Annotated in this window: 15 protein-coding genes and 1 pseudogene; 6 read left to right on the top strand and 10 right to left on the bottom strand. The window is 70.3% G+C overall.

The genetic code is table 11. The annotated features are described in order from the left end of the window. Nucleotides 1-490: 490 nt before the first annotated feature. Nucleotides 491-775, top strand: a complete 285-nt coding sequence (locus ACWGIS_RS35385; RefSeq protein ID WP_453366614.1) for a LuxR C-terminal-related transcriptional regulator — start codon at nt 491-493, stop codon at nt 773-775. A gap of 266 nt (nt 776-1,041) precedes the next feature. Here ACWGIS_RS35385 and ACWGIS_RS35380 read toward each other — a convergent pair whose 3' ends face one another. Both ACWGIS_RS35380 and ACWGIS_RS35375 read right to left on the bottom strand, forming a co-directional pair. Then, entirely contained in the window at nt 1,042-1,314 is a 273-nt protein-coding gene (locus ACWGIS_RS35380; protein WP_453366613.1) for a hypothetical protein, read from the bottom strand. Between the two features lie 574 nt (nt 1,315-1,888). Continuing rightward, nucleotides 1,889-2,092 carry a hypothetical protein gene (locus ACWGIS_RS35375; protein ID WP_031104385.1) on the bottom strand — a complete coding sequence of 68 codons (204 nt, stop codon included), beginning with the start codon at nt 2,090-2,092 and terminating at the stop codon, nt 1,889-1,891. A 299-nt stretch (nt 2,093-2,391) separates the two neighbouring features. Here ACWGIS_RS35375 and ACWGIS_RS35370 point away from each other — a divergent pair, with 299 nt between their 5' ends. Together ACWGIS_RS35370 and ACWGIS_RS35365 are read left to right on the top strand one after the other, a co-directional pair. After that, complete coding sequence (locus tag ACWGIS_RS35370; RefSeq protein WP_453366612.1) at nt 2,392-2,844, top strand: S26 family signal peptidase; 453 nt, start codon at nt 2,392-2,394, stop codon at nt 2,842-2,844. 29 nt (nt 2,845-2,873) lie between these two features. After that, nucleotides 2,874-4,748 (top strand): BTAD domain-containing putative transcriptional regulator, encoded by a 1,875-nt coding sequence (locus ACWGIS_RS35365; protein WP_453366611.1) that lies wholly within the window; start codon nt 2,874-2,876, stop codon nt 4,746-4,748. Here ACWGIS_RS35365 and ACWGIS_RS35360 read toward each other — a convergent pair. The 5 genes and pseudogenes from ACWGIS_RS35360 to tpg (ACWGIS_RS35340) form a co-directional block, all read right to left on the bottom strand. After that, complete coding sequence (locus ACWGIS_RS35360; RefSeq protein WP_453366610.1) at nt 4,729-6,753, bottom strand: ABC transporter ATP-binding protein; 2,025 nt, start codon at nt 6,751-6,753, stop codon at nt 4,729-4,731. The genes ACWGIS_RS35365 and ACWGIS_RS35360 overlap by 20 nt on opposite strands. A 2-nt stretch (nt 6,754-6,755) precedes the next feature. Next, the gene (locus ACWGIS_RS35355) at nt 6,756-7,268 is read right to left on the bottom strand and encodes a TlpA family protein disulfide reductase (protein WP_453366609.1); all 513 of its coding nucleotides are present in this window, start codon (nt 7,266-7,268) and stop codon (nt 6,756-6,758) included. Between the two features lie 10 nt (nt 7,269-7,278). Next, nucleotides 7,279-7,851: a MauE/DoxX family redox-associated membrane protein gene (locus tag ACWGIS_RS35350; protein WP_453366608.1), complete on the bottom strand. Its 573-nt coding sequence runs from the start codon at nt 7,849-7,851 to the stop codon at nt 7,279-7,281. 81 nt (nt 7,852-7,932) lie between these two features. Then, on the bottom strand, nt 7,933-8,130 hold the full coding sequence (locus tag ACWGIS_RS35345; RefSeq protein WP_453366607.1) for a hypothetical protein: 198 nt from the start codon (nt 8,128-8,130) through the stop codon (nt 7,933-7,935). A gap of 378 nt (nt 8,131-8,508) precedes the next feature. Continuing rightward, nucleotides 8,509-8,925 (bottom strand): annotated as a pseudogene (gene tpg / locus ACWGIS_RS35340) (telomere-protecting terminal protein Tpg); the annotation flags it as partial. 1,218 nt (nt 8,926-10,143) lie between these two features. Between tpg (ACWGIS_RS35340) and ACWGIS_RS35335 the strand changes: the two are divergent. The 3 genes from ACWGIS_RS35335 (at nt 10,144) to ACWGIS_RS35325 (ending at nt 13,322) form a co-directional block, all read left to right on the top strand. After that, a complete protein-coding gene (locus ACWGIS_RS35335; protein WP_453366606.1) occupies nt 10,144-10,971 on the top strand; it encodes a hypothetical protein in 828 nt (275 codons plus the stop codon). A gap of 746 nt (nt 10,972-11,717) precedes the next feature. After that, complete coding sequence (locus tag ACWGIS_RS35330; protein ID WP_453366605.1) at nt 11,718-12,290, top strand: hypothetical protein; 573 nt, start codon at nt 11,718-11,720, stop codon at nt 12,288-12,290. A gap of 15 nt (nt 12,291-12,305) precedes the next feature. Further along, nucleotides 12,306-13,322: a helix-turn-helix domain-containing protein gene (locus ACWGIS_RS35325; RefSeq protein ID WP_453366604.1), complete on the top strand. Its 1,017-nt coding sequence runs from the start codon at nt 12,306-12,308 to the stop codon at nt 13,320-13,322. Between the two features lie 106 nt (nt 13,323-13,428). On the opposite strand, the gene tpg (ACWGIS_RS35320) is transcribed toward ACWGIS_RS35325, so the two are convergent. The 3 genes from tpg (ACWGIS_RS35320) to ACWGIS_RS35310 form a co-directional block, all read right to left on the bottom strand. Next, nucleotides 13,429-13,989 (bottom strand): telomere-protecting terminal protein Tpg, encoded by a 561-nt coding sequence (gene tpg, locus ACWGIS_RS35320; RefSeq protein WP_453366603.1) that lies wholly within the window; start codon nt 13,987-13,989, stop codon nt 13,429-13,431. A 3-nt stretch (nt 13,990-13,992) separates the two neighbouring features. Next, nucleotides 13,993-16,092, bottom strand: a complete 2,100-nt coding sequence (gene tap, locus ACWGIS_RS35315; protein WP_453366602.1) for a telomere-associated protein Tap — start codon at nt 16,090-16,092, stop codon at nt 13,993-13,995. Between the two features lie 64 nt (nt 16,093-16,156). Continuing rightward, the gene (locus ACWGIS_RS35310; protein ID WP_453366601.1) at nt 16,157-18,562 is read right to left on the bottom strand and encodes a Helicase associated domain protein; all 2,406 of its coding nucleotides are present in this window, start codon (nt 18,560-18,562) and stop codon (nt 16,157-16,159) included. Between the last annotated feature and the right edge of the window lie 540 nt (nt 18,563-19,102).

Here is a 19,102-nt window from a genome sequence, read left to right as displayed (position 1 = left end):
CGCTGGCGGGCTGCCGGGCTGGAAGTGCGGCGATGCGGCCTGCGGCGGTCATACCGCTTCCCCGGCTTGTGGTTCCGTTTCCTGCTGGCCGGCCGAGGTCCGGCGCAGGAGGCGTGCCGCGACGATGCCGTCGCTGCCGGCAAGCTCGGCTGGGAGCATGAACGACTCGCCGCTCCGGACGAAGGACAGGCGTGGGAATCAAGGCTTCAGCTAGCGGGCTCGCACGGTTCAGGGCGGTGCGGGAGGTCACGTTGAGCTTGCGCGTCGCGTTCGCCACGTGTTGCTCGACCGTACGGGGCCGACCACGCGGGGCTTGCCGGAGGGTTGGCGGGTACGCGGACGGCCCGGACGCGGACTGTGTCCCAGGTGGCGCTGAGTGCGTCGAAGCGTTCGCCGCAGGCGTCCAGTACGCGTCCTTGACCTTCGGATCGGCGTCGGTGCGGGCGGCGGCGTCCAGCAGGGCGGCGTAGGTGCGCACCAGGAGGGTTGCCTGGCTGGTGCTCGGCGTGAGCAGCCCGATGTAGCGGCGGGATGCCTTGTCCTTGCGTGCCCCAGCTACGGAACGCAGCTCTCACCCCGCGAAGAGGAAGTCGCTCGGCTTGCGGCCTCCGGCCTGACCAACAGGGACATCGCCCATACCCTCCACCTGTCCGTCTGGCGTCTCGACGGGAGAATCAGGAGTCGCGTGCGTCCAGGCCGGCGGGCGGGAACTGGGCCGTGCAGCGGTCGAACGGGGCTCCGGTCTGCTCAGTGGCCCGGCGGATGGTCGCCGTAGAGGCCGCCACCGTGGGCTTGTCCGAGTACGTCCACGGCCGTCTCGTACAAGCCGGTCAACGTCCCCAGCGGGCCACAGATCAGGTGCAGTTCGGGCCCGGCAGCGTGAACGCGATCTGAAAGGGTCGCCACTTGCCTTTCTCGACCTGCCTGCGGTTGGCCCCTTCTGCCCTGCGTGATGCAGGCCGTGCGCGCCCGCTGCTGCGCCATCGCCTGGTTCGCCCAGCGAAAGGCGGCAAAGACATTCGGCTTGCGGTCACCGCCGAGCTAGGCCACACCGCGCCGTATCCGCCCCAACGCCAGGCGGCACAGCTCCGGTTGCCGCGCCGCCGCCTCGTGGGGTGTGCCGGCCAGGGCGCTGGCTTCTTCTTCGCGCGCCTCGGTCCACTCCTGATACCCCTGAAGCAGGCGGGTGAGGGCGGCCACCATGTCCTCTTGTGTGCGCTGGCCCAGGCCGTGCATGGTCAGCGCCCGGTCGTCGATGTGCGGGTTGGAGTCGGTGAGCAGCACGTCGTGCGGGGGCACGAACTCGGTGCGCACCGATGCGATGGCGGCTCGCTTGGGCAGGGGGTGCGCAGCGGCGGCGCCTGCCCGTCCCAGGCGACCGAGGTGCCGTGGCTAATGGCGAACACGGGGGCGTGGCGATGCAGAAGTCGGCTGAGGGCCTGCTCGTCGTCGACCGGGCCGCGGCGGCCGGGGGTGCTCCGCGAAGGGACGGGTGCCCTCCGCGCCGTGGACGCTGACCTTTGGCTGGAAGAAGCAGTAGGCGTCCTGCGAATCGAACTCGCCGGCCGTCAGCGTGTTCACCACCGTCACCGTCACCGTGCCCTCGACAGCCGGGCGCACCAGAGCCCGCCATTCCAGGCCGTCGCACAGCTTGCCCTTGACGGAACCGGGCCATCGCACGTCGAACTCGCCCGGCCCGCACACCGGCACCTCGCGACGCCAGCGCTCCTTTCGCAAGCTCCTCTCGCAAGCTTCTCTCGGGGTCCTGAAGGGCGCCGCCGCCGTCCCCCGGCAGCGGGTGCGGGGCGACGGCTGAGCGGCCTGCGGACGAACAGCGCGCCGATCGGGCCGCGGACGGCGCGTCCGCGGCCCGATCGCCGTGTCACCGTCAGGCCGACGGCCGGCAGGGCGAGCTGAGGTAGCAGGTGCCGCAGGAGGTGTAGCCACCGACCACATGGCAGGTCTGCCGGTAGTAGAAGCTGTTGCGCTGGCTGCAGTAGCAGATCTTCTGGAAGGTGGTGTCCGCCTGGGCCACGGCCTTGGGCACGAGCCTGCCCAGAATCTTGTCGCCCATCGTCCCCATGAATCCCATCACTGCCGTTTCCTTTCGAGTACGCACTGCCGGAAAGAAGCAGATGCGACCGTAGCAACGGCAGATACGGCGCTTCGTACAGTTCGGATACAGCGAGCGGAAGAGACCGGTCCGCAAACCGTTTCCAGCGAACCGCCCGATACACCCATAGACACCCAACTTCCACGCGCATTGCAAAGGGGGCGAACAGGGCGCGACGCACCCCCGGGTTTCCCGCGGGGGCAAGAAGAAATACATTGACAGGCAATACGGCGGGCGGGCACGATCACACCGACCGGCGGAACCCACGGGGGGTGTCTGTGCCTGTTCTGTTGATTGCCGTTGCGTTCCTTGTCGGCCTCGCCGGCGCCGTCCTTGCCGCGCTCCGCATACGCGGCCGATACACCGTGGTCACCGTGGAAGGCACCAGCATGGCGCCGACGCTTTCGCCCGGCGACCGGGTGGTGGTGGAACGCCGCACCGTCGACCAGGTGCGGACCGGGGACATCGTCGTACTGCAGCCCCCGCGAAGGACGGGCGACTACGAACCGCTGAGCGACCGCGCATGGAACATCAAGCGGGCCGCCGCGCTTCCCGGGGACCGTATTCCGGAAGGAATACCGGGAGGCGGAGACCTCACCGAGGTCCCGGACGGGCGGCTGGTGGTGCTCGGCGAAAATCCGGACAGTATTGATTCCCGTCATCGGGGATTTTTCGACGCCGACCGGATCATGGGCGTGGCGGTCCGCCGACTGGGCGGCAGCGCTTTATAAAAATCACATACCGGGGGACAGCCACAAGCATGACCGTCGAGTTCCGGGCCCTCGGCCCGCTGGAAATCGTGGACGGTGGCCAGACCGTCCGTATAGCCGCTGACAAACAGCGCACCATTCTCGCGATGCTGGTCGCCCACCGGGGCGGCGTCGTCTCCGTGCCCGCCCTCGTGGAAGAACTCTGGGGCGGCACCCCGCCCCGGTCGGCGGTGCCCAATCTGCGCACATATGTGATGCAGCTGCGCCGGCTCCTGCCGCCCGCCGCGGACGGCACGCACCCCCGGCTGATCACGTCCCGCTCCGGCTACGCGCTCCGGACGGACGCCGGCGAGACCGACATCGCCCGCTTCGAGGCCCTCGTCGAGCGGGCACGGCAGGCGGCGGCCGGGCACGACCCGGCGGGAGCCACCCGCGCACTGGGCGGCGCCCTGGCACTCTGGCACGGGGCGCCACTGGAGAACGTCGTCAAAGGACCCGCCCTGGAGGGCATCGCGGCGGACCTCACCGAGCGGTACCTGAGCGCGGTCGAGGCACAGGCGGACGTGGAACTCGCGCGCGGTACCGGGAGGGCCGTGATCGACACCCTGCGCCGGGCCGTGCGCCGGCATCCCCTGCGCGAACGGCTGCGCAGCCGCCTGATGCTCGCCCTGCACCACAGCGGCGACACGGTCGGCGCGCTCGCCGCCTTCACCGACGCCCGCGAAACGCTGCGCGACGAACTCGGCCTGGACCCGGGGCCGGAGCTGTGCCGCACCCAACAGGCCGTGCTGCGCCGGGAACCGGATCCGACGTCCGTCCCGGAGGCCACCGCCCTGACGACGGCGCGGCCCGCGCACCCGGCCACCGGTACGGTGCCGCGCCAGCTCCCCCGGGCTCCCGGGCCGTTCGCCGGACGGGCGCACGAGACGTCCCTGGTGCGGGACGCCCTGCGCACCCGGGACGGGACGACCGCCGGGGCGCCGGTCGTGGTGCTGCACGGGCCGGCCGGACGCGGGAAGTCGGCGCTGGCCCTGCACGTCGCCCACCGGGCCGCCGCGGACTACCCCGACGGCCAGCTCTACGTCGATCTCGACAGCCCGCGGGCCGGCTCCGGCCCCCTGACCCCGGTCACCGTGCTGCGCCACTTCCTCCGCTCGCTCGGCATGCCCAGGGCGGACGTGCCGATTGCCCTCTCCGAGGTCTCGGCCTACTACCAGTCCATGGTCGCGGGCCGGCGCGTCCTCGTGGTCGTCGACAACGCCTTCCACCGCGGCCAGGTCCTTCCGCTGCTGCCCGCAGGCCCGGGGTGCGCGGTACTGGTCACGAGCCGAAGCGTCCTGCCCGCGCTGGACGCGGTGCAGGTGCCGGTGGACCCCCTGGACGAAACGGACTCCGTCCGCCTGCTGTCCCTGCTGGCCGGGGACGCGCGCGTCACCGCGGAGCCCCGGGCGGCGCGGGAGATCGCACGGCTCTGCCACGGAAACCCCCTCGCGCTCAGCATCGCGGGGGCCCGCTGCGCCAGCCGCCCGCAGGGGAGCCTCGCCAAACTCGCCGCCCGGCTGCGCGACCCGGCGCGCACCCTCGACGAATTACGGGTCGCCGACCTGACGATGCGCTCGTCGTACGCCAGGAGCTACCGGGAGCTGTCGGCTCACGGCCCCGAACACCGCGCCGCCGCACGGGCGTTCCGCCGGCTGTGCACCCTCGGGGCGTCCTTCAGCGCGACGCGCGCCGCCGAGGCCATCGGCGCCGCCCTGCCGGCCACCGAGCGGGCCCTGGACTGCCTGGTGACCGTCGGGCTGCTCACTCCGGTGGCGCGCGAGGGGTTCCGGATGCCTGATCTCGCGGGCCTGTACGCACGAGAGCTCGCCGCCCGCGACCAGGTCCGCTACAGGGAGGCGGTGCTCAGCCGATCGGCGATATGACCGCGTGCGACGGCTGTGCCGCCGCTGCCCCGGGCCGGTCCGCCACGTCCGGACGAGCCGGTGCGTCCGGGGCCTGCGCTGCATCCGGTACATCCGGTGCGTCCGTAGCCTGCGGTGCGTCCGGGGCGTCCACGGCCTCGGGTGCGTCCGGTGCTTCCGGGGCGCGATAGCCCTCGGCCTGGATGGCGAACAGACGCGCGTACTCGCCCTCCCCGGCCATGAGCTGCTCGTGCGTTCCCCTTTCCACGATCCGGCCGCCCTCCAGCACGACGATCGCGTCCGCCTCGCGGACCGCGCCGAGCCGGTGGGAGACGAGCAGGCTGGTGCGCCCCGCCCGGTGTTCGCGCAGCCGGGCGTGGATCTCCGCCTCCGCCTGGGCGTCCAGGCCGGCACTGGGCTCGTCCAGGATCAGCAGGTCCCGGTCCTCGCGCAGCAGGGTGCGGGCGAGCGCCAGCCGCTGCCACTGGCCGCCGGAGAGCACGACCCCGGACTGCGGGTCGTCCTCGGCCTGGTCGGCGAATATGCGGCTGAGCATGGTGTCGTAGCCGCGGGGCAGCCGCTCCACGGTGGCGTCGGCATCGGCGAGCCGGGCGGCCTCGCGCAGTCGCGGGCGGTCGTCGAGCGCCTGGAGTTCCCCGACGCCGATGTTCTCCGCCGCCGTCAGGTCGTAACACATGTAGTCCTGGAACAACACGCCCATACGACGGCGCAGTTCGGCCGGCGGCACGTCGCGGATGTCCACTCCGTCCCAGTAGATCGCCCCTTGGGTCGGATCGTAGAAACGGCAGAGCAGTTTGATCAGGGTGCTTTTCCCCGCGCCGTTCAGCCCGACGAGGGCCACCGCGGTTCCGTGCGGGACGGTCAGGTCGACGCCCCGGAGAATCCACGGATGGTCCTCGGCGTACCGGAACCAGACGCCGCGCAGTTCGATGCCCCGGCGCAGGGCCGGCAGTCGCCCCGAAGGGTCCGCCGACGGCAGGTCGTCGGGGAGCGACATCACCTTGTCGTGGTACCCGAAGACGAGCAGCGCCTCGTGCGCCATCGCGACGTTGTCCACCAGACCGGTCAGGGCGGCCTGGGTACCGGCCACGGCGGCGACGAACGCCGTCACGTCGCCCACGCTCAGGGCCCCGGTCGTGGCGGCCCGCACCGCCCACACGAGTCCCAGTCCCGCGACCACCGTGGACAGCAGCGCGAGGAGGGACTGCGTCCGCGCCTCCTGGCGGTCGAGCCGCTGTTCGCCCTCCTGCCGGATCGCGAGCTCCTTGAGCATGCGCCCCTTGAGGAAGTCGCCGAGGCCGAACAGCCGGCTCTCCATCGCGCTGCGGACGTCGGTGAGAAGCAGCGAGTAGAAGACCTGGCGGCGGACCGCGGGGGAGACTCCCGCGAGCATGCCGACCCTGCGCCGGGACAGGGAGAGCCGCGCGAGGAGCGCGGGGACGGCGGCCACCGTGACGAGTGCGGCCATCGACGGGCTCAGCAGCGCCAGCGTCCCGAGCAGGCTCACGAGCGTGATGACGTTGCGCGCGGTGTCGAACAGGCCCGTGGTGACGGGGCCGAGCCCGCCCCCGGACGCCTGCATGGCCATGTTGAGGTCGTTACGGAACCCGGGGTTCTCGAACCGGGACAGCCCCTGCAGCCGGTTGACGGCGCCGTACAGGCGGTCCTGCATCAAGCGGTCCAGCCGGCGGCCCAGTTCGTTCTGCAGGTAACCGCTCAGGTGCGGCAGCACACCGGCCGCGAGGCCCACGCCGGCCAGGCCCGCCGCCAACTCCAGCACGTGTTCCGGTCGTCCGCCGGCCAGGTCGTCCACGACGAGTTTCGTCAGCCATGCCGTGGCGGTGGGCAGCAGGCCGAGGACGACGGTGACGAGCGAGTACGCCAGCGCGTGCCACGGTCCCGCCCGCCAGCACATCGACCAGGCGACCTGGAGGTGCCGCACGGCCGGCCTCGGCCCCGCCGTGACCGCCCGCCCGGTGGGCCCGGCCTGCGGTCCCTTCTCCACGCTCACGCCGCCGGGGCCGGCTCGGGCAGCTCGGCCAGCTCGGCCAGCTCGGTGGACGCCTGCACCACGGAGCCCTCCCCGTCGACCAGGACGAAGGTGGGGAAGGCCTGGATGCCCATGTCGTCGGCCACGGCGTGGGCGTCCTCACCCCGGATCACCGCCGCGTCCGGACCCACCGCGGCGACCAGCTCGTCGGCGCGCGCCCCGTCGCCCGACACCACCGCCAGCGCCCCGTACCGGCGGGCCCGGACGGCGAACTTCGGCGCGTGGTCGTGGCAGGTGTCGCACTGCGCGTCGAAGAAGGCCACGAGGGTGGCGCCGGATGCCCGGGCGGCTTCCGGAAGCCGGTGGCCCACCAGCATGCCCGGGTCGTACGAGGAGAAGCCGGGCCGACCAGCCAGCCGTTCGAGTTCCGCGGTGTGCTCGCGCAGCCGGCGCAGCACCGCGAAGGTGAGGAGCAGGTCGAACAGGCACAGCACACCGACCAGGACGACGGCGGCAATCAGAAAAGGCATGAAGGGGACCTCACTTGTGGACGGCGCGTGGACGGGCGGTGACCGGGGCGGGCCGGCCGGTTCGCAAGAGGGCGGCCAGGTCGTCGAGCCGGGCGACCAGCAGGGCCGCGACGATCGCCGCGACCGCCGCGACCGCGCCGCCGCCGGCGTGAGCCGGCCATCCGGCGGCGGGCAGCGCGGTCATCACCGCGAAGCCGGCCGCGCCCGTTCCGGCCAGGATCAGGTTGCGGACCACGTGCAGCGGTCCCAGCGCAGTGGCCGATGCTCCGAAGCAACGGCACGGGGCGCGGCGTCCGCCGCGCAGTGCCACCACGATGCCCGCGGTGAAGGCGAGCAGCAGGAGCACCGCGGCCGCCAGCCCCAGGGGCGCCGTTCGCGGGGGCACGAGCAGCAGAAGTACCGCGACTTCTCCGGCGATCACCGCAGCGGCCGCCGCCCTCGACACCTTCCGGGGAAAGAGCCGCAGGTCAGTGATCGACCGGGCGAACGAGGCGAAGGCGGTCCGGCTGCGCACCTTTCCGGCGAGCGCCAGCAGAAAGACACCGAACAAGAGAATCCGGCATGCGAAAGCGACGTAGGTCATGCGCGAAGTCCTTGTATGTGGGGCACGGGAGCGGACGGCCCGGACGCGTGCCGGCGCCGCCCGCCCCGCACTCGTGTTCTGTCAGCAGCCGATGTAGCGGACGTTTTCGCACCTTCCGCACGAGGACCGTCCGCCCACCACGTGACACAGGCGGTAGATCTTGCGCCAGTCGGCGGTGCAGTAGCAGTACTCCCACCAGCTGGTGTCCGCGGACGCGGACGCCTTCGGCACGAAACGCTCGAGCACCCGGTCGGCGACCTTGCTCAATGACGGCATCATGAGTTCCCCTCCTCCTTTCGGCAGACGGTACGCACGCGCCATAGACCGGCCCGTACAGCGGACATACAGCGGCCCGCTGGGCCCGCGCCGGTACGGGAGTCCGGGGCGGGGCCCCGGGACCGGCTCCTCAGCAAGACGGCACCGCGCGGCACAGCGAGCCGGGGGTGTGGTCAGCCGATGGAGAAATCGGCGAACTCCACGTCAGCGAAGGCGATCCCGAGACCGTGGGCACGACGGCCTCCGTCCCGGAAGTAGGCATGGCCCAAAGCTCGGGCGAGGATCACCATCTGCTGCTGCTGCTGCTCGCCTCGGTGAGGGGGAAGGCCGAGGGGCGGCGGACTTGCTGACGGGAGCGGGGGCTGGGGCCTCGGCGTCCAGCGCGGCGAACAGTTCTCGAGCGACCTCCCCGGACAGGCGCTGGGTGATACGCCGCACCCGCGGGTCGTCCGAGGGCCCGGCCGCGTCGGCGAATCCGAACCGCGCCCTGGTATGCAGGACGAAGCCTTCCGCTTCGGCCAGGGTCTGTCGCCGGGCCCGTACCCGAGGTTGCCACCTGGCCGAGACCGCCTCTTCGCTCACCTGGATCTGCGCGGGCCTCGGCGAACGCCGCGCTCCGGGCTTCTTCGTCACCCACCGCTGCACGGTGCGCTGCGACACCTCCAGTACGGCGGCCACCTGCCCGGTGGAGCCCTGGTGCGCGGCGAGCAGGAACCGCAAGCGGGTCTCGGTGTCCGGGGGAACGGGCCGGGTGCGCAGCGCGCGCTCTAACCCCTGCGCTATCTCTCCCACGTCCATCTCCCTTGATCGGCCTGCGGGGCTCCTCCCACGGCCCGTGGTGTCAGGTCTCGCACACCCGGCGACTCCTGCCCGCCGGTTTCGGTGTCTTCGTGACAGCGCCGGCCGCCGTCGGCTACGACACCCGGACACGGCGAGGCGATCTCGGTGAGGGGAAGGCCGAGGGGCGGCGGACTTGCTGACGGGAGCGAGGGCTGGGGCCGTCAGGCGGACGCTGGCCCCGGTTCTTCCCGGCAGGCAGCTCCGTACCCTCCTGTCCCGGGACGGCAGCGCCCGCGCCCCCGTTTTCCCGCCGGGGCGGGCAGTTGCGCCAGTGCCAGCCGGAGCGCGGCGCCTTCGCTTCCAGCCCGTGCCGGTTCGCGATGCGGCAGATCCGTGATGAGGTCGTCTGGCACCGGAATCCGATGGTGCGTTGTCGCTGCTTCGCCCAAGTATCCCTTGGGGCCCATCCCGTTGTGGCCGGCGAGGATCGGGTGCCCGCCGCTGTCGTGTGCGCGTCGGCGCGGGCCTCGTGACGCCGGGCAGCGATGCATTCAGGCGGTGTCGGCGGATGGCCGGCTCCCGCGTCAGCGGTGTGCTCGCATCGTGGCGGCGGGGAATGGACAGCCGGCTGCGGTGCACGCCGCCGACCGGGTCTCGACGCGGCGACCCCTTTTGCCCGTCATCGACACTGCGCTTGTGGCGGCTGCGGGCAAAACATTTGAGGCTCCCTGCTTGCCGGCAGGGAGCCTCAGAGCCGCTGGCGTCCAGGTCAGTAGACAACGAGCTGGCAGTGCGCCACGCGTTGGTGGCGACACCCATACAACGATCGCAGACGTTGTTCGGCTAGGCAAACGGACACTTCAAAAACAACCCTGAACAGCTGCGCTGATCGCACTGCTGTGAACTGCAGTGACTGGACCGTACTTGTTGAAGATCATGACACTTGTTCAGTCCTTGCGACTTGTTCACTGCACGCTGGGGACGACTATGCCGTGTGTTCAGCAACGCTGTTCGGGCTGCGGAGTTGTTGATGAACACGGTTGCACGCCGACTGCGGGAACTCTGGCCGCACCCCGTTGAGTTCTCCCTCCCACAGGCACTGCACAGCCCCAGCAGAGCCCGTCGAGGCCCCGCTCGGGCCGGCCCCGCCGACCGCCCGCGTGCACGACGAAGTGAGCGCGGCACCGAGCGAGCGCTGCGGTATCCCCTGCGAGTGAGGAACGAGAAGGACCTGGCGTGAACGACGACGGCGTCGCAGCCCAATGCGCAAGCAGCAAGCACCTGGAGTATCTCCGGGACGAGCTCCACAGCCTGGCCCAGCAAGCCGGACTCAACGTTGGTGAGCTCGCAGCACAGGTCAACAAGTCTCCCGCGACGGTCCGCCGCTGGCTGCGCGAGCCGGACCTGCGGTCGGCGCAGAGGATCGGTCTGCTCGTGCAGGTGTGCCTGGACCGGCTGCACCGCGGCGGCCAGCAGAGCAGCCCACCGCACCTGGGAGAGGCGCCATGGTGGCGCGCACAGCTGCAGACGCTCCACATGATGATCCTGTTCGGCGCATGCGCCGCGGAACCGCCGCCCGCCGCTCCTATACATACGCGGCTGCTCGTCAAGGTGGTCACCCCGATCGTGCGTCAGGTCCCGGTCGTCACGAGCGTGATGGCAATGATGCTGTTCACCTACGCCCTCGTCGCCGTCACGGTCGGCCCTGATGTCTCCGTCCGCCGACCGTCCTCCAGCACGGTCGCGCCCTCCGAGCCTTCCGAGGATCCCGAGCGCCGTCGAAGCGATTCCGATCAGGACGTCGATGCCCGCCGAACACCGCCTGCCGCCGACCGGACCGGCCGCCTTCCGTTGGCCGAGAAGTCCCCGCAGCCTGCCTCTCCCAACCTCTCCGACAGCCCCGCCGCCTGCCGTTCCCTCTTCGCTGAGTACGACGACGGCCTCGTCGTACTGGTGCTGTGTCCCGGAAAGGGAGTGGTCGTGTTCTGCTTGGCGACCCTGCCGGACCGGCCTGCCCGGCGCCCGCAGGAAGAGGCCCAGGCCCTCGCACGATGCGGAATCTGATCCGGGGACACCCCTGCCCCTCGAGAACTCGGTCCCGCTCGGCGGCAAGACGCCGACGGACCAGTGCGTCGGCGACCTGCCTGTCCCCTCGGCCCAGGTGCTCGCCGCGGCAGCCCTGAGGACCGCCGCAGCACCCAGGGGACATGCCGCCGAGCACGTGCCGATGCGCACACGCCCCAGACCGCCTGGCCAGGGTTGCCGAGCACCGGTACCGAGGGGGGCGAGCCGCCTGCCCCCGCCCAGCGCACGCCCGCACGCCGCCCCTTCCACGGATACCGCCCCCACACCATGGCGGCGTCCGTCTGCCTCCGCAGCAGCTCGGCACGCACCGCGCCCAGCCTCACCCCCGGCCGGCGTCTAACGCCGCGTCACCGCTCGCGGATGGCAATGCCGTTCGAGTCGACTCACTCATTCGTCGTACAACGGCGTCCACGAGGTGACGATCAACTTCCGCCAGCCCAGGACAAGTTCGCGAATAAACGGTCGGTCTGCGCCCAACTGCGGTGGCGTACCAGGCCGTAAACCTCGAAGTCGGACAGCAAGTGGCCAACGTCCATAGTCGAGCGCCCGCACCGTGGTGCAGACTGATACGCGAGCCTTCGAACGTCGGGGGCGCCCTTTGCCGAGGGTGCCCTGTGTGACCGGTGATCGCTGGTGAAGTCCAGGTCGGTGAAGGGGCCTGCGCTCAGGCGCAGGCCCCGGATCCTCAACTCTGCCTACGCGCAGATACGTAGACAAGGAAGCACATGTTCAAGCGGATCTTCCGCCGTCGGCGCTCGGCGTCGGCCAGCCCCCTGCGGCGCGTACTGCACGGCACGGCCGTGTCCCTGTCCAGCGCCGCCCTCGGCTACGGCACGACGTTCATCCCGGGAGTGGACGCGCCCGGCGCCGCAGGCCTCGGCCTCGGTGCCCTGCCTGTAGTGCTCGCGTTCTTTCCCGTGCCCCCGCGCGACGGCTCCGACACCACCGTCGAACACCAGGAGTCCCGGAGCGACGCCCACAGCACCGATCCTGAGCAGCCGGCCGAAGACGACCTCATCCCCTCGGATCTCTCCACCCACGCCGCCGCCCAGGACGCCGCGGACACCGCCGGCTCCCCGTGCGACACCGCCGGCACGGCCGGCCTCGGGGACACGCCGCCCGGCGACCCGGCGCCGCCGCAGCCGGACGAGGACATCGTGGTGTGGGAGCCCCGCTTCGAGATCAGGCCGCGCGTCACCGTCCATCCGGTCACCTTCGAGCAGGCCGCCCAGGCCGGCTCCTCGACCCCGCCCGCCGACCCCGGCGAGCCGCGCGTCGAGCCCGGCAAGGCGAGCTGACAAGGGGTCATTGTCGTGAACCCGGCACAGGGACGTCCGCTCAAGCCGCTGTCGGCAGAGACGGACCCCCGCATCGCCGCCGTGGCGGAGGCCCTCAGGGACCTCCGCCTTCGGGCGGGATTGTCACTGCGCCAGCTCGCCGTGAAGTGCAACTACTCGCCCGCCACCCTGTCCATCGCCGCATCAGGCAAGTCCCTGCCGCGCTGGGAGGTCGTCGAGGCGTACGTGCGGGGATGCAGCAGCGACGAAGACGAACAGACCCGCATCCGGAACCTGTGGAATCAGGCCCACGCCATCCACGGAGCCGCCCGCCGGGCCCCGAACCCCGCTCCCAACGGAGCGAACAGCCGCCGAGACGGGGCCCGGCGCGCGGCCCACGAAGCCACAGCTCATGAACCGGACAACCGGCGCGCCTGGCGCACGCCCAGGTCTGGACCCTCCTTCGCGGACACCGTGACCCAGCCCGACCGCGACCGCGGCCCGGCGCCCGATGCATCCGCCTCGCCCCGCACCCCTGCGCCCCCAGCCCGACGCGCCAGCGCCCCCCAGGCGACCGTCCGCCTGCGCGACCCTGGCGACTCCCTCCCCAAGCTGGTCCAACAAGCACACCTGATCAGCAACAACTCGGCCTACACCGCCCTCGACCTTTGCAGCACCCCCCAGCACTTCATCGAACTCCTGGAGCGTCTGCGCCACACCAGCGGACTCTCCCTCCGGGAACTCAGCGACCGCTGCAAGCGCTACGGCTATCCCGTCTCCAAAAGCACCCTGCACGACCTGCTCAAAGGCCAAGAACTCCCCAGCACCGACCTGCTCCACGCCTTCCTCCACTCCTGCGGATGCGAGGCAGACGACTGGATGGCCTGGCACCAGACCCGAACCCGACTCAAGATCGCTCAACTGCTCACCCGGACCAACCAGCCACTAGACCTGCTGTGCCGTGACCGCTTCACACGCACAGCCGCTCTGACTCTCCTCACGCTCGTCCTGCTCATCGCTCAGGTGACAGTGACCCTGACGCTGACCAAGTGACTCCTCGGCGGCGGTGAGCCTCAGCGCAGCGGAGCGCCCGTCGCCGACGGAAGCGTGAGGGGCCACCCGTCCCGCAAACGATCCTGGGCCCGCGGCCGGCGCCAGGTCAGTAGTCGAGGTCGAGGTAGTCGATGTCGTTGAGGGTGACGTCGGAGAGCCCTGCGGCGCGGGCTCCGCCGTCCTGGAAGTAGATCTCTTTGAAGCCCTCGGCGATGATCTGGCGCATCTGCTGCTCGCCGGCACCGGCGTTACGGGCGTCGAACAGACGCTGCGCGTACGCCGGGGGGAGGTGCACCGTCAAGCGACGCAAGCGCCCGTCGTCGGTCGTGCCGATGGGCGCGGTGTACCCGAACCGGGCCCTGGTCTCGACCGTGATCCCGCCCGTTGTGGCGGCCTGCTGCTGCCGGCGCTTACGGACCTGGGGCTGCCACCGTTGCCGTACCGCATCGTCGATCTTGGTGGCGACGTCGAGGCGGGCGTGTTTGCGGGCGCCGCGCCGGTAGCGGTTGACGGAGTCGGCGGTGACGCCGATTTCTCGTGCGACGGCTTTCGCGCTGCCCAACTGCCGGATCAGGTAGCCGATCTGCCCTCTGAGAGTCTTGGGCGGCTGGCGGGTAAACGCTTCCTGGTCGGCGCGCCTAATGGCCTCGTCGATCTCTCCGGCCACGGCCTACTCTCCTTCGTCGAAGACGGCGTCGCCGCCCTTGATGTGCCGGGCGGGGTTGTAGCCCTGCTCCATGAGGTCGACGGCCCAGAGCATCGACTGGACGCCTTCGAGCTTCGCCAGGCCCGGCGTCGGCCCTAGGCGGAACCCGCCGGGCTGGGGCTTGCCGCTGGCGGCGTAGGGCAGGAAGTCCAGCGGGCTGTCACCAGGCGAGGGATACACGACGCAGTCGGAGAGGACGGCGAGCGGGTACAGACCCGTCATCTGGGCCATGTTGCGCAGCTTGCGGTGCATGTTGATGCGGGCCTTGCTGATGACAGCGGCGCGCATGTCGGGGCGCCAGGTCGGCCGCTGAAGGGCCGGCCACCGCTCACCCTCCTGGTACTTCTTGCCCTGCGGGCGCTCGCGCAACTTGCCGATGCCGCCCTTGACGGTGGCTTTGATGGCGGCGAGGACGGCGGCCAAGGCGGGGTCGGCGTCCTTGTGCTGCTCCATCGCGGCGAGGAAGGCGCGGTCATCGAGGTCCTTGGTGACGCCAAGGTCGGCGAGGGTGTCCACGTAGGCGGTCTTGAGCCGGTCGTGCCACGGGTCCAGGTAGGCGCCGGTCTCACGGCGCAGATACGCCTCAATCGGGGCGACGTTGTAGCCGAGCTCCTGGGCGTAGGCGACGGTGTGCGTCTGGTACCAGGCAGGTCCCGCCGGCCGCTCACCGCCCGGGGTGAACGGGCTGGGCAGGCGCGGGTCCACCTCGACGTGGGACAGATCGACCAGCCAGCTCCCGGGGATCTTCGGGTTGAACGTCGGGGCGTGAAAGTGGTCGGGCGCGCTGAGGCCGACGACCAGGCGGGCCGCGGCGGCGAGGAACGCGGTGTTCAGATCAAGGCCGACCGCGTACGGCAGCGTGCACTCCTCATCCGTCAGCAGGCTGACATCGCGCACCCACTGGTACGCCTCCTCGTTCAGGAACCCGCCGTTCCAGCCACTGTCGACGACGACGGGATGCTCGGGGGTGGCTTCCGGCGGCGCCGGGTCCATCGGCTCCGTCCCCAGCGAGCCGGGGTTGTGACCGGGCACCCAGTTCCCCGTCTGCGGATCCTGCACCGCGCGGGTGGGCGGCCGCAGCGCCGTCATCAGCTCCAGGCCGGACACGGCCGTCGACCCGCGCGGGGTGATGACCCGCTGGGCGTACACGCCCAGGACACGGGCGACGTCAACCGGCTCCATCTCCTTCACACCGGGCCAGGACCGCTCATCGAGCGCGTCCCACGACAGAACCGCCAGCTGCACACACTGCCGCTCACGCCCCTGGACCTTGCGGTAGATCCGCGCCCACGGCCCGAACCCACGCTGGGTGAGCCGCCACTTCGCCTTCACCACCTGCTTGACCACCGGATGATCCTCGGGCAAGCGCAGGGAGCGGCGCTGCTCATGGCCCTCCAAGCGCTCAGGCAGCCCGAGCTTCACGGCGGCCGCGGCGGTGAGCACGATCAACGGGTCGCTGTCCTTGCCGTTGCGGTGCAGACGCGGCGCACCGAGCCCGGACTCGCGCAGCGTCCACTCCACCAGCTCCACCACACTTGTCGCCGAGCAGTCGAGCACGATGCCGTCCACGCCGTACGCGGACCCGTCACCGTCCAGCACAGCGAGCGGGCCATGCGGAAACCGCGGATCGGCTGCCGGCCTCGCAGCCTTCTTAAGGGCCGGGCGCCGCGATGCCGCGGCCGCCCGGGTGGCGGGACGCGCCGGCCCCGCAGCTGGAACCGCGGGAGCCTCTGGGGCATCTGTCGTCTCCACCTCGGACGCGGCCGGTGCGGCAGGCGCTGCCGGCACCGTCCCGGCAGCCGGCACGGCGCCGGGGGACGGATACTTTGCCGCCCACCCGTTCAGCAGCCGCTGGTAGGCATCCAGGCGCGGCGACTTCGGCTCGCTGCGGCCGTTCTCCCAGTTCTTCACCGACTGGGTCGTCGTCTTCAACGCGGTGGCGAGGCGGGCCTGAGTGATGCCGGCAGCCTCACGCAGTCGGGCCCGCTCCGCCGGAGACGGCAGGTGAGGCTCCTCATTCAGTAGAGCGTCGACAGACGCGAACAGCTCTTCCTCAGATGGCATGCCCCGCACCCTTTACTCGAGACCCAACTAAAACTTACCCACAAACTTATCCCATTCCTTAACCTTACGATGCCCAGTCGAGTCCGAGGTCGGCGAGTATGGCGAGTTTGTCGGTGGCGAGTTTGGCGCGCCTGGTCTTCGTGTTGCTGAGAAACACGCCGAGCCGGACCTCGGTCCCATCCGGCAATGTCTCTACATGCCCTCTGGGGACGGTCACAGAGCCGGTGCGGGTCTTGTACTGCGTAAGGGCTGCTACGCCCCTCTCGAAGGCGCTCACGGGCGCCGTGGACGACTCCGCGGACCCGCCCGGCACCGGGGCCGCTGCTGCGGCAAGCGGGGTGACGCCGACGGCCTCCAGACGCTCGCGCTGCCCGCCGGCCAAGGCCTGCCAGACCTCGGGCTTGCGCTGCCGGGCCAACCACTTCCCGATGTCCATGCCGTAGACCGTCAAGCCGGGCAGAACCACGGTCTCACCGGCCTGGCCTTCTTCATCGGCCAGCAGTTCGCGGAGTGCGGTGTAGTGGCGTTGCCAGTCGGCCGGCCATGCCGGCTTCCAGTCCGGGTCTACAGCTTCCAGCGCGGCCTCCCACTCCGGATGCCCGTCCAGTGCACCCTGCCGCCTCAAATTCGCGAGCCACATCCCCAACGGCCGGTCCAGGGCGGAGGCGGAGCGGGGTGCGCACAGCGTCCAGTGCTGCTCGTAGTAGGCCTTGGCGGCTTCCAGGTTCTCTTGGAACCGCTCGTCCGCCACCGACCACACCATGCCGAGTTGTTCGAGTCGGCGGGCGCGCAGGCCGTTCATCTCTCCGGCTGCGTAGGCACGTCGTTGTTCTGCGACCCATTGGCCGAGGGGTGTGGCATCTTCGCGGTGTCCGTAGGGCACGCGGGCGTTCCCGACCCGTTCAACGTACGTCTTGAGTTTCGCCCAGGCGCGGGCCCAGTCCTGGCGCTCGGTGTCGATCACGTTGAAGGACACCCAGTTGGCGACCATGACCGGGTCACGGGGAGCGGCAAAACGGAGCAGCAGGCGGGATTCGTCCTCGCCTTCCTCGGGCGCCGAGCCGATGTTCATGGACGGCTGCGCAACATCCTTCTGAGGCTCCTGCGGAATCGCAAGCAATTCAACGGCCTCTTCATCATGAGCCCGCAGGCCCTCAAGGACTTTCACCAAAGGCCGATACGACCCCGAGGTGAACATGTCCTCCGGCTTTTCTCCCGGCTGGAGAAATACCGGCACGATCAAAGAGGCAAGTTTTCCTTGTCCGGGCTTCTGCCGGAGTGCGCGGCCGATGGCCTGGACGATGTCATGCGGCGCCCCCTTGGGGTCCAGCAGGGCCACGGAGTCCACGGCGCGAATGTCGACGCCCTCGCCCAGGACACGGCAGTTGGACAGGACAGCGCGCCGCGCGGTGGTCCCGAACCCGGCAAGCACGTCCCGTCGGCGTTCGGGGACGTGCTCGCCGCACAGCCAGTCCGCCCAGAACCGCTGCGGGTACTTCTCGGGCTCGTTGGCATGCAGCTTCGCCGCGACACTCTGAAGGCCCTCCGCGTACGCCTGTGCCTCTATCGTCCGGTGGTGGAAGGTGATGCACGTCTGGAGGTTGTGCTGCGCCATGGTGTGCAGGAGTGCGGCTTGGAGGGCTCCGAGGCGCTGCCCACGCACTTCCTCGGTGTGGCGTTCCTCGCCCATCAGCCGCTCGGGCGTGACGACCGGGTCCTGGAGCTCCAGGACGATGATCTGATACCGCGCCAGCAACCCGCGCGAGACGGCCGACGCCAGGCTGAGCTTGTAGAGGACGGGCCCGAAGACCCGCTCGTCGTCCATGGAGGCCGCCATCTCCCGCGGCAGCGGATCCCGCACCCCCTCAGCGACCTCCCGGTTCAGCCGCTCCTCCCAGATCCGCGGCGTCGCCGTCAGATACAGCCGCCGATGCGACGGGATAACGCCCTGGTCGTGGACGCCGGCCCAGGCCTTACCCATCGACCCGGAAGTCCGGTGGGCCTCATCAACCACCGTCAGGTCCATCGGGGCCAACTGCTGCCCATAGGCACCCTCGAATGCCTCCGCCAGGACCCCCAGAGAGGCGTACGTCCCGAAGATGGTCACAGGCCCGGAGCCGTGCCACAGAGCCAGCTGCACCGGGTTCGTGGTGGAGCGCACCTTCAGATTCCACAACTCCGGGTCGTCGGTGAGGCTGCACACCGCAACCGCCGACCCCGCGTGCCCAGCCGCACGCCACGCCTGGACGGTCTGGGTCAGAAGGTCCAGCGTCGGCACCAACACGAGGACACGGCCCTTGGGGACAAGACGCTTTGCCGACGCCGCCGCAATGATGGTCTTTCCCGTCCCGCACGCGGCGTGCACCTGCCCGCGCAGGCCATCAACGGGAATGCCACCCGGCGGGATATCGAGACCGCGCACAATGGCGGCAACGGCCTCGACCTGATGGTCACGCAGTTTCACGGCCATGCCCCAGGGGTCTCCTTCTCGCGGAATACAGCGCGCAATCTGACATGATAGCCCGGCGCGGTGAGTTCGGCTGGGGTATGTGGTGCCTTTTCCCAGACTCTACACAGCCGTGCATCATGGTGCATCAACCGCGCACCATGTTCCCTTCCCAGGGTGATACATGGTTGGCAGGTATGCTGACTAAGTATCGGTGAACGTGTCAGAGCGTTCCGAGGGTGGGGGAGGGGTTCGGGTGGAGCGCAGCGGAACCCGTCACTACAGTGAGGCCGGCACTCCGTCAGACCGACAGCCCGTCAACTCCGTTGTGGAGGTGGTAGCTGGGAATCCCAGACCCTACACAGGCCCGCACGCGATGCACCTCCCCTCGTAGCCAGCCCAGGCAACCGCGCTTGCGCGGGTGCCCACAATTCGCGCTTGCGCGAATTGTATTGCCTTTCGAATTCCGCTTGCGGAATTCAATTCCCGCGCTTGCGCGGGAATTTGGCGGAGCGTCAGCGGAGCCGTTCCCTATGCAGCGCGCCAGCGCTGCATATCCCGCTC

Source organism: Streptomyces sp. NPDC054842 (assembly GCF_053611025.1).
The sequence above is the reverse complement of the archived record's forward strand: the minus strand, read 5'-3'. Positions and strand labels throughout refer to the sequence as shown.

Excerpts from the sequence above, each read along its gene's own strand:
- ACWGIS_RS35375 (WP_031104385.1), bottom strand. The coding sequence starts at position 2,092 with ATGGGATTCATGGGGACGATGGGCGACAAGATTCTGGGCAGGCTCGTG.
- ACWGIS_RS35365 (WP_453366611.1), top strand. The coding sequence starts at position 2,874 with ATGACCGTCGAGTTCCGGGCCCTCGGCCCGCTGGAAATCGTGGACGGT.
- ACWGIS_RS35355 (WP_453366609.1), bottom strand. The coding sequence starts at position 7,268 with ATGCCTTTTCTGATTGCCGCCGTCGTCCTGGTCGGTGTGCTGTGCCTG.
- ACWGIS_RS35350 (WP_453366608.1), bottom strand. The coding sequence starts at position 7,851 with ATGACCTACGTCGCTTTCGCATGCCGGATTCTCTTGTTCGGTGTCTTT.
- ACWGIS_RS35345 (WP_453366607.1), bottom strand. The coding sequence starts at position 8,130 with ATGATGCCGTCATTGAGCAAGGTCGCCGACCGGGTGCTCGAGCGTTTC.
- ACWGIS_RS35330 (WP_453366605.1), top strand. The coding sequence starts at position 11,718 with ATGTTCAAGCGGATCTTCCGCCGTCGGCGCTCGGCGTCGGCCAGCCCC.
- tap (WP_453366602.1), bottom strand. The coding sequence starts at position 16,092 with ATGCCATCTGAGGAAGAGCTGTTCGCGTCTGTCGACGCTCTACTGAAT.
- ACWGIS_RS35310 (WP_453366601.1), bottom strand. The coding sequence starts at position 18,562 with ATGGCCGTGAAACTGCGTGACCATCAGGTCGAGGCCGTTGCCGCCATT.